The sequence below is a fragment of the Burkholderia sp. CpTa8-5 genome (assembly GCF_017815045.1).
GTDB classification, from domain to species: Bacteria; Pseudomonadota; Gammaproteobacteria; order Burkholderiales; family Burkholderiaceae; genus Burkholderia; species Burkholderia sola.
In genome coordinates this window covers 139,689-147,358 of record NZ_JAGIQD010000017.1, presented here as the reverse complement: position 1 = coordinate 147,358, position 7,670 = coordinate 139,689, and the positions used below count along the sequence as shown (strand labels likewise).

The window sequence follows — 7,670 nt, the reverse complement described above, 5'->3', positions numbered from 1 at the left end:
GGGCCTACGGGTACCGCGACGAGGAATACTTCTTCCTCAAGATCCGCGCCGCGTTCCCCGGTAATCCGCGATGAACCAAAAAAAAGCCCGACACGAAGTCGGGCATCCAAATCGGCCGCAACCGCCCGCGAGGCGGCTGCGGCACCTGCAAAAGCCGCGCGCTTACGCTGCGAGCAGCGAGCGCAGCACGAACGGCAGGATCCCGCCGTGCTTGTAGTAGTCGACTTCGATCGGCGTATCGATGCGCAGCAGCACCGGCACACGCTGCGTTTCGCCGTTCTTGCGGTGAATCACGAGCGTGACGTCCTGCTGCGGCTTGAAGTCGTCGCCGAGGCCTTCGATGTCGTACGTCTCTTCGCCGGTGATGCCGAGCGACTGCACGCTGTCCGCGCCCTTGAACTGCAGCGGCAGCACGCCCATGCCGACCAGGTTCGAGCGGTGGATCCGTTCGAAGCTGCGTGCGATCACGGCCTTCACGCCGAGCAGTTGCGTGCCCTTCGCGGCCCAGTCGCGCGACGAGCCCGTGCCGTACTCTTCGCCCGCGAACACGACGGTCGGCGTGCCGGCGGCGACGTACTGCATCGCCGCATCGTAGATCGACTGCTGTTCGCCGCTCGGCTGGTGGATCGTCAGGCCGCCTTCGACGCGCGTGCCGTCCGCCTTCGCCGGGATCATCAGGTTCTTGATCCGGACGTTCGCGAACGTGCCGCGCATCATCACGTCGTGGTTGCCGCGGCGCGAGCCGTAGCTGTTGAAGTCGGCCTTCTGCACGCCGTTTTCCTTCAGCCACTTGCCTGCCGGCGAGTCTTCCTTGATCGAGCCTGCCGGGCTGATGTGGTCGGTCGTGACCGAATCGCCGAAGATGCCCAGCGCGCGCGCGCCCTTGACGGTCGGGATCGACGCAGCCGGCTCCATCGAGAAGTCGTTGCCGAAGAACGGCGGCTCGGCGATGTAGGTCGACTTCGGCCAGTCGTAGACCTCGCCCGTTTCGCCCTCGATCTTGCTCCAGAGGTCGCCCTTCTTGGTCAGCTTCGAGTAGTTGTCCTCGAACTTCTTCGGATCGAGCGCGAACTTGAGCAGCGCGTGGATTTCATCGCTCGTCGGCCAGATGTCGCCGAGGTAGATGTCGCGGCCGCCCTTGCCCTTGCCGACCGGCTCGGTCATCAGGTCGCGCGTGATGTTGCCGGCGATCGCGTACGCGACGACGAGCGGCGGCGACGCGAGGAAGTTCGCGCGGATGTTCGGGTGGATACGCGCTTCGAAGTTACGGTTGCCCGACAGCACGGCCGCCGCGACGATGTCGTTCTTCGTGATCGCTTCGTTCAGTTCCGGCGTCAGGTCGCCCGCGTTGCCGATACAGGTCGTGCAGCCGTACGCCGCGACTTCGAAGCCGAGCTTCGACAGGTAGGGCAGCAGGCCCGTCTTCGTCAGGTACTCGGTGACGATGCGCGATCCCGGCGCGAGCGAGGTCTTGATCTTCGGGTCGACCGTGAGGCCGGCCTCGACCGCCTTCTTCGCGAGCAGGCCGGCGGCCAGCAGCACGCTCGGGTTCGACGTGTTCGTGCACGACGTGATCGCGGCGATCAGGATGTCGCCGTTCTTCACGTCGACGCCGTTGCTCGTCGTGTACTGCGTGCCCAGGTCGTCCGCCTTCTTCGCGAAACCGTTTTCCGCGACCGGCTTCGAGAACAGGTCGGTGAACGTCGACTTGACGTGGCCGATCTCGATGCGGTCCTGCGGGCGCTTCGGGCCGGCCAGCGACGGCGCGACCGTCGTCAGATCCAGCGTCACGACCTTCGTGTAGTCGATGTCGCCGGCGTTCGGGATGCCGAACAGGTTCTGCGCCTTGAAGTAGTTTTCGAACGCGGCGATTTCGGCCTTCGTGCGGCCCGTGCCTTCGAAGTAGTCGATCGTCTTTTCGTCGACCGGGAAGAAGCCCATCGTCGCGCCGTATTCCGGCGCCATGTTGCCGATCGTCGCGCGGTCCGGCAGCGACAGCGAGCGCGTGCCTTCGCCGAAGAACTCGACGAACTTGCCGACGACCTTCTCCTTGCGCAGCATTTCGGTGATCGTCAGCACCAGGTCGGTGGCCGTCACGCCCTCGCGCAGCTTGCCCTTCAGCTCGACGCCGACGACGTCCGGCGTCAGGAAGTACACCGGCTGGCCGAGCATGCCGGCTTCCGCCTCGATGCCGCCCACGCCCCAGCCGACCACGCCGATGCCGTTGATCATCGTCGTGTGGCTGTCCGTGCCGACGAGGGTGTCCGGATAGTACACGGTGTCGGCGCCGTCGGTCTTCTTGTGGACGCCGCGCGCCAGATACTCGAGGTTCACCTGGTGGACGATGCCCACGCCCGGCGGCACGACCTTGAACGTGTCGAACGCCTGCATGCCCCACTTCATGAACTGGTAGCGCTCGTTGTTGCGCTGGAATTCCAGCTTCATGTTCAGGTCGAGCGCGTCCTTCTGGCGGAAGTAGTCGATCTGGACCGAGTGGTCGACGACGAGATCGACCGGGACCAGCGGTTCGATCTTCTTCGGGTTCTTGCCCGTGCGCTCGGCGACGCCGCGCATGGCCGCGATGTCGGCGAGCAGCGGCACGCCCGTGAAATCCTGCAGCACGACGCGCGACACGACGAACGGAATCTCGTCGACGCGCTTCGCGGTCGGCTTCCAGTTCGCGAGCTGCTCGATGTGCTCTTCGGTGATTTTCTTGCCGTCGTAGTTGCGCAGCACGGACTCGAGCACGATGCGGATCGACACCGGCAGGCGTTCGATCTTCGTCTTCAGTTCCTTGCCGAGCTGCGGCAGCGAGTAGAACTTGCCTTTGCCGGAACCGCTGTCGAATTCCTTGAGGGTCTTGTGGAGATTGTGGGCCATGGTGATTTTCCTGGGTTTAAGGCTAGGAAACAAAGAGTCCTGTAGATGACCAGGGGGCTGTTTGCGGATGAAACGGACATGCGTTGCCCCGAGAAAGGCCGCTCGCAAGGAGCGTGACGCAGCGAGCGGCCTTTCTCGGGGCAACCCCAAATTTAAAATTTATTCCACGGGAATGCCCCAAATCGGCCGCATGACGGCGTCGTTCGTCGCTTGTTTGGCACGGCCAAACGGCGCTCCTCACTTCTGGTCCTGCGACCGATTTGGGGCATTCGCATGTCCGTTTCATCCGCAAACAGCCCCCTATATCACATACAAGTCGACGTACTCATCGACTGGCATCGCTTCGAGCTTTGCCTGGTCCAGCGACACGTCGAGAATCGCTTGTTGCTGCTTGGCCGGGAAACGGCGGGCAAGGTTGGTCCGGAACTTCTCGACCAGGAGCGGGACGCCTTCGGCACGGCGCCGCCGATGGCCGAGCGGATACTCGACCGCCACTTCGGCAAGCTTCGATCCGTCCGTGAACTCGACCGTCAGCGCATTCGCGATCGATCGCTTGTCCGGATCGTGGTAATCCTGCGTGAACTGCGGATCCTCGACGCACACGGTTTTCGCGCGCAGCGCGTCGATGCGCGGGTCCGCCGCGGCCGCGTCTTCGTAGTCGGCCGCGGTCAGCCGGCCGAACAGCAGCGGCACGGCGACCATGTACTGGATGCAGTGGTCGCGGTCGGCCGGATTGGCGAGCGGGCCCTGCTTGTCGATGATGCGGAGCGCGGCCGCGTGCGTGCGGATCGTGATCCGGCCGATGTCGTCGGCCGTGCGGCCCGCCGCGGCGAGCTGCGCGTGCAGCTGCAGCGCGGCCTCGGCGGCCGTCTGCGCATGGAATTCGGCGGGGAACGCGATCTTGAACAGCACGTTTTCCATCACGTACGTGCCGTACGGGCGCTGGAAGCGGAACGGCTTGCCGTCGAACAGCACGTCGTAGAAGCCCCACGTCTTGGCGGTGAGCGCCGACGGATAGCCCATTTCACCCGTTTTCGCGATCAGCGCGAGGCGCACCGCGCGGGACGTCGCGTCGCCGGCCGCCCAGGATTTGCGCGAACCGGTGTTCGGCGCATGGCGGTAGGTCCGCAGCGCGTGGCCGTCAATGAATGCGTTGGACACCGCGTTGATCAGCTCGTCGCGCGTGAGCCCGAGCAGGCGCCCGACGACGGCCGTCGACGCGACCTTCACGAGCAGCACATGGTCGAGCCCGACCGCGTTGAATGAATTCTCGAGGGCGAGGCAGCCCTGGATCTCGTGGGCCTGGATCATCGCGACCAGCACGTCGCGCATCGCGAGCGGCTGGCGGCCGGCCGCGCGGGCCGTGCGGGAGAGCCAGTCGGCCGTCGCCAGGATCCCGCCGAGGTTGTCGGACGGATGACCCCATTCGGCGGCGAGCCAGGTGTCGTTGAAGTCCAGCCAGCGGATCATCGCGCCGATGCCGAACGCGGCCTGGACGGGATCGAGCTGGAAGGACGTGCCGGGCACCTTCGCGCCGTTCGGCACGATCGTGCCGGGCACGACGGGGCCGAGCAGCTTGGTGCAGGCAGGGTAGGACAGCGCCTCGAGTCCGCATCCGAGCGTGTCGATCAGGCAATGACGCGCCGTCTCCAGCGCGAGCGCGCTGTCGAGGCCGGTGTTCAGCACGTAGTCGACGATGTCGACGAGTACCGAATCCGGCGCGGGGCGGACGTTGGAGACCGGGGCGGACATCGAGGGGCCGGAGGGAACGCGCTTAGTTCGTTGCCGGCTTCAGCTCGTTCGACTGCGTCGGTGCCGCCGTGCCTTGCGCCATTTCCGGCGTCACGCATTCGTCCGCGAGGCGCTCGCCGCCGTTGGCGTCGGAGAACAGCATCGCCTTGGTCGGGATCACGACCAGCTTGAAGCCTGCGGCCGGATCGTAGAACGTGTCGGCACCCGTCGTCGTGGCTTGACGCGGCAGCTTGTAGTTCTTCTTCGCCCAGTGAACCGTGACGACCTGGTCGCGCTTCATGTCGCCGGCGAGGTCGAACGACAGACCTTCCTTACAGGACCACTTGACCGCGCCGTCCGGTACCGGATCGACCTTGGCGGCCGCGCGTGCCTGCGCCTTCTTGCTGCGCGGGATGATGCGCTTGGCCGGCGCCGGGCGCTTGGCCGTGGCCTTCTTCGCGGTCGTGGTGGCCGTACCCTGGGCAAACGCGCTCGGAGCCGACACCAGCATCGTGGCGGACAAGGCGCCGATGGCGGTAGCGATCAGGAGTTTCTTCATGGAGTCAGAACCTTTCGATAATCAGTTGACAAGGGCCGGCAATCGAAACTGCCGGCCGGTTTGAAACTGCACGCGCCCCGAAAGCGCGCAGCGGCCGCTATTTTCACCTATTTGGCCGCGCGTATATCAGGTTTTCGGGCTCCGTTACGTTTTTTGTCGTTTCGCAAACGTCTGTCCGGTTGGCGAAACGTCGAATGCATGAAACGCGTGTATCGACGGGCGGCGCGCGCTCACGGCGCGACGCCCGCGGCGGCCGGGCCGAACAGCGGCGCAGCCTCGTCCGGTACGGGCTGGCCGGTGGCCCGCGCACGGCGCAGCACCGACCAGTAATACCGATAACTCGCGCGATCGTGCAGCGTATCGCCGTGGCGCGTCGGGCCCCAGTCGGCGGCCTGCGCGGCCAGCAGGATCTCGGCGGCCAGCGTGACTTCGTCGGCGCGCGGCGCGAACGCGTCGACGATCGGGCGGATGTGCGCCGGGTGGATGCTCCACATTCGCGTGAACGCGAATTCGTCGCGCGCGCGGCGGGCGTCGCCGGCGACGACGCTCATGTCGCGCACTTCCGTGGTCACGTTGTGCGACGGCGTCTTGCCGTGCGCGTGACAGGCCGCGGCGATTTCCAGCTTCGCGCGGCGCACGAGCGGGTGATCGAACTGGCCGGGCGAGCGCATCGCGGAATCGGGAATCGCGCCGTGGTGCGCGGAGACGAAATCCATCAGCCCGAAGCTCAGCGTGCCGACCGTCGGCAGCGCGGCGAGGGCGGCCGCCTGCGCGAGCGCGCCGTGCGTTTCGATCAGCACGTCGGCCGGGATCGGCTGCGCGATGCCGAACTCGCGGCGCGTGCCTTCGATGAACGCGGTCATTTCGGCCGCGTCGGCGGCGCTCGCGATCTTCGGCAGCGTGATGTAGGCGGGTGCGCGCGACGCACGCAGCACGATGCGCACGTCGTCGCGCCAGTGCGCTTGGGAAAAGTCGTGGATGCGGACGCCGACGCGGCCGAAGCGGTTCTCGGCGCTGCCGAGCAGGTCGGCGACGAGCGCCGCGTGCGCGGCTTCCTGGCCGACGGCCGCGCCGTCCTCGCAGTCGAGCGTGAGGTCGAACACGGGACCCAGCTCGGCTTGCAGCGCGAGCGACTTGCGCATCAGCTTCTCGCTGCCCGCGTAGTGATCGCAGCAGGGCAGGATCGCGGGCGGGGACGCCCCGTCGTACAGCACTTGTGCAGGAGTGAGCGCGGCCATCTCTTCTACGTGAGGGAAGCGGGTCAACGTGGCGGAAATCGGATTCGGGCAGGCTCTGGGCCGGTGCGCGGCGCGGCGCGGGCGGCAAAACGTGCGCGAATCGGATCGGCGGGCCGGGCCGGCGGCGTGCCGGCCCGTGCCGAAGCCGGGCGCCGCGAAGGCCGCCCGGCACGATGCGTGATGCTTAGTTCTTCAGCAGGTGGGCGACGCCATCGCGCTCTTCGAGCAGCTCGGCCAGCGTGCCGTCCATCTTCTCGCGCGAGAACGCGTCGATTTCCAGGCCTTCGACGCGCTTGTATTCGCCGTTTTCGCAGGTGACCGGCACGCCGTAGATGATGTCTTCGGGGATGCCGTACGAGCCGTCCGACGGGATGCCCATCGTGACCCACTTGCCGTTCGTGCCGAGCACCCAGTCACGCACGTGGTCGATCGCCGCGTTGGCTGCCGACGCCGCCGACGACAGGCCGCGCGCTTCGATGATCGCCGCGCCGCGCTTGCCGACGGTCGGGATGAACGTGTCGCGGTTCCACACGTCGTCGTTGATCAGCTTCAGCAGCGATTCGCCTTCGGCGGTCGCGAAGCGGAAGTCCGGGTACATCGTCGGCGAGTGGTTGCCCCACACGGCGAGCTTCTCGATCGACGCGACCGGCTTGCCCGACTTGGCGGCGAGCTGCGACAGCGCGCGGTTGTGGTCGAGGCGCAGCATGGCCGTGAAGTTCTTCTTCGGCAGATCCGGCGCCGACTTCATCGCGATGTACGCGTTCGTGTTCGCCGGGTTGCCGACGACCAGCACCTTCACGTCGCGGCTCGCGACTTCGTTCAGCGCGGCGCCCTGAACCGTGAAGATTTCGGCGTTCGCCGACAGCAGGTCCTTGCGCTCCATGCCCTTCGAGCGCGGACGCGCACCGACCAGCAGCGCGACGTCTGCATCCTTGAATGCGACCTTCGGATCGTCGGTGATCACGACGCCTGCGAGCAGCGGGAACGCGCAATCGTCGAGTTCCATCACGACGCCCTTGACGGCGCCTTGGGCTTGCGGGAGGTCGAGCAGTTGCAGGATGACCGGCTGGTCCTTGCCGAGCAGGTCGCCGTTCGCGATGCGGAACAGCAGGGAGTAAGCGATTTGACCTGCGGCGCCGGTGACGGCAACGCGCTTTGCGGGCTTAGCCATTGAAAATCTCCAGGACGGGTGAAGCGTTGGACGCGAGCGAAAACGCCATTCTATGCGCGTTGTGCGTAGCGTTGCATTGAAGCAGGGCGGA

The 7,670-nt window shown here is 66.2% G+C and carries 5 protein-coding genes; all 5 read right to left on the bottom strand.

Annotation, left to right across the window (positions count from 1 at the left end; all coding sequences use genetic code 11):
• Positions 1-162: 162 nt before the first annotated feature.
• Positions 163-2,880, bottom strand: a complete 2,718-nt coding sequence (gene acnA / locus J8I35_RS24050; protein WP_124554005.1) for an aconitate hydratase AcnA — start codon at positions 2,878-2,880, stop codon at positions 163-165.
• A gap of 300 nt (positions 2,881-3,180) precedes the next feature.
• On the bottom strand, positions 3,181-4,632 hold the full coding sequence (locus J8I35_RS24045) for a bifunctional 2-methylcitrate dehydratase/aconitate hydratase (protein ID WP_124554006.1): 1,452 nt from the start codon (positions 4,630-4,632) through the stop codon (positions 3,181-3,183).
• 22 nt (positions 4,633-4,654) lie between these two features.
• The gene (locus tag J8I35_RS24040; RefSeq protein WP_050011294.1) at positions 4,655-5,170 is read right to left on the bottom strand and encodes a hypothetical protein; all 516 of its coding nucleotides are present in this window, start codon (positions 5,168-5,170) and stop codon (positions 4,655-4,657) included.
• Between the two features lie 230 nt (positions 5,171-5,400).
• On the bottom strand, positions 5,401-6,408 hold the full coding sequence (locus J8I35_RS24035) for an aldolase/citrate lyase family protein (protein ID WP_209927321.1): 1,008 nt from the start codon (positions 6,406-6,408) through the stop codon (positions 5,401-5,403).
• A 184-nt stretch (positions 6,409-6,592) separates the two neighbouring features.
• Positions 6,593-7,579, bottom strand: a complete 987-nt coding sequence (locus tag J8I35_RS24030) for a malate dehydrogenase (protein ID WP_006479357.1) — start codon at positions 7,577-7,579, stop codon at positions 6,593-6,595.
• Between the last annotated feature and the right edge of the window lie 91 nt (positions 7,580-7,670).